The organism is Phenylobacterium sp., from assembly GCF_036402295.1.
Lineage (GTDB): Bacteria > Pseudomonadota > Alphaproteobacteria > Caulobacterales > Caulobacteraceae > Phenylobacterium.
In genome coordinates, this window is the sequence record NZ_DASWTE010000252.1 from 1 (window position 1) to 1,882 (window position 1,882).

The 1,882-nt window shown below is 68.2% G+C and carries 2 protein-coding genes and 1 pseudogene; 1 reads left to right on the plus strand and 2 read right to left on the minus strand.

Annotation, left to right across the window (positions count from 1 at the left end):
• On the plus strand, nucleotides 1–1,290 hold a 1,290-nt coding region (gene cysC / locus VGD44_RS15495; protein WP_331088646.1), incomplete at its 5' end, for an adenylyl-sulfate kinase.
• Nucleotides 1,291–1,461: 171 nt separating this feature from the next.
• Here the strand turns inward: cysC and VGD44_RS15500 are convergent.
• Together VGD44_RS15500 and VGD44_RS15505 are read right to left on the minus strand one after the other, a co-directional pair.
• On the minus strand, nucleotides 1,462–1,659 hold the full coding sequence (locus VGD44_RS15500) for a hypothetical protein (RefSeq protein WP_331088647.1): 198 nt from the start codon (nucleotides 1,657–1,659) through the stop codon (nucleotides 1,462–1,464).
• 44 nt (nucleotides 1,660–1,703) lie between these two features.
• A pseudogene (locus VGD44_RS15505) lies at nucleotides 1,704–1,874 on the minus strand (VOC family protein); the annotation flags it as partial.
• Nucleotides 1,875–1,882 lie beyond the last annotated feature (8 nt).

The window sequence follows — 1,882 nt, forward strand, 5'->3', positions numbered from 1 at the left end:
GGCGACAACATCACCGAGAACAGCGCCAACGCGCCCTGGTACGCCGGCCCGCCGCTGATGCGTTGGCTGGAGGACGCCCCGGTCGAGGACGACCTGCAGGAAAAGCCCTTCCGCATGCCGGTCCAGTGGGTGAACCGGCCCAACCTGGACTTCCGCGGCTTCTCGGGGCTCATCGCCTCGGGCGTCGTGCGTCCCGGCGACAAGCTGAAGGCCCTGCCCTCTGGCCGCGAGAGCACGGTCGAGCGCATCGTCACCTTCAACCGCGACCTCGACGAGGCCGTGGCCGGCCAGTCGGTGACCATCACGCTGAAGGACGAGATCGACGTTTCCCGCGGCGACGTGCTGGCCGCGTCCGGCGCGCCGCCGGAAGTGGCCGACCAGTTCGAGGCGACCATCGTCTGGTTCGATGACGAAGGCCTGCTGCCGGGCCGCCCCTACCTCTTGAAGCTCGGGACCCGCACAGTCCAGGCCCAGGTCCACGAGCCCAAGTACAAGGTCAACGTCAACACGCTGGAGAAGCTGGCGGCCAAGCGGCTGGAGCTGAACGAGATCGGGGTGTGCAACCTCTCGCTCGCGGCCCCCATCGCCTTCGACCCCTACGCCGACAACAAGGACCTCGGCGGCTTCATCCTGATCGACCGGATCTCCAACCGCACGGTCGGCGCCGGCATGCTGCACTTCGCGCTCCGCCGCAGCCAGAACATCCACTGGCAGGCGATGGACGTGGACAAGCGGACTCGGTCCCTCGCCAAGGGCCAGACCGCGCGCGTCGTCTGGTTCACTGGCCTCTCGGGCTCAGGCAAGTCGACCATCTCCAACCTGCTGGAGAAACGCCTCCACGCCGAGGGCCGCCACACCTACGCGCTGGACGGCGACAACGTCCGCCACGGCCTCAACAAGGACCTGGGCTTCACCGACGCCGACCGCGTGGAGAACATCCGCCGCGTGGCCGAGGTTTCCAAGCTGATGGTCGACGCGGGCCTGATCGTGCTGGTGAGCTTCATCAGCCCCTTCCGCGCCGAGCGCCGCATGGCGCGCGAGCTGATGGGCGAAGGCGAGTTCGTGGAGGTGTTCGTCGACACGCCGCTCAGCGAGGCCGAGAAGCGCGACGTGAAGGGCCTCTACAAGAAGGCCCGCGCCGGCGAGCTCAAGAACTTCACCGGCATCGACAGCCCCTACGAAGCCCCCGAGAACGCCGAGATCCGCATCGACACCACCGCGATGACGGCCGAACAGGCCGCCGAGGCCATCTTCGAGTGGCTGGAACGCGGCTTCGACCCGGGGATCTAGCTCTCACTTGCGGACGTCATCCCGCGGCTTGTCCGCGGGACCCATCCCTCGGCGGCACGGTGGGGGAAGCGGGCCGCGCAGCGCGGCCCGCCGCAAGGCGTGCGGGTGGCGGAAGCATGGGTCCCGCGGGCAAGCCGCGGGATGACGTTCGTCGTTAGGGGACGCGCGGGTCTAGCGCCGCCCGATATCCAGGAAGTCCCGGCCGCTGAAGTCCTCGGGCGCGGCCACCTCGGTGATCGGGTCGTCGCGGTCGTCCCACTCGAGGCGCAGCGCCTTCGTCATCACCGCGTGCATGTCATAGAGGCAAGTGATGTGGGGGAACTCGAGGATCTCCTCGTCCGAGAGGAAGGTCTTCAGCTTGTCGAGCACCGCCTGCGGCGTCCGCCCGCCCTGCAGCACCAGGCAGTTGGCGTAGGCCAGGACAAGAGCGAGCCGCCGCCACAGTCGAAGAAGAAGTGCTGGCCGCCGTCCGGCAGCATCACCGTCTTCACCAGCGGCATGCCCAGCGCCTCGGTGTAGAATTTCACCGTCTCGGCCATGTCGCGGCACACCAGCGCCAGGGGGTTGATCCCCTTGGTCTGCACGGCGTCCT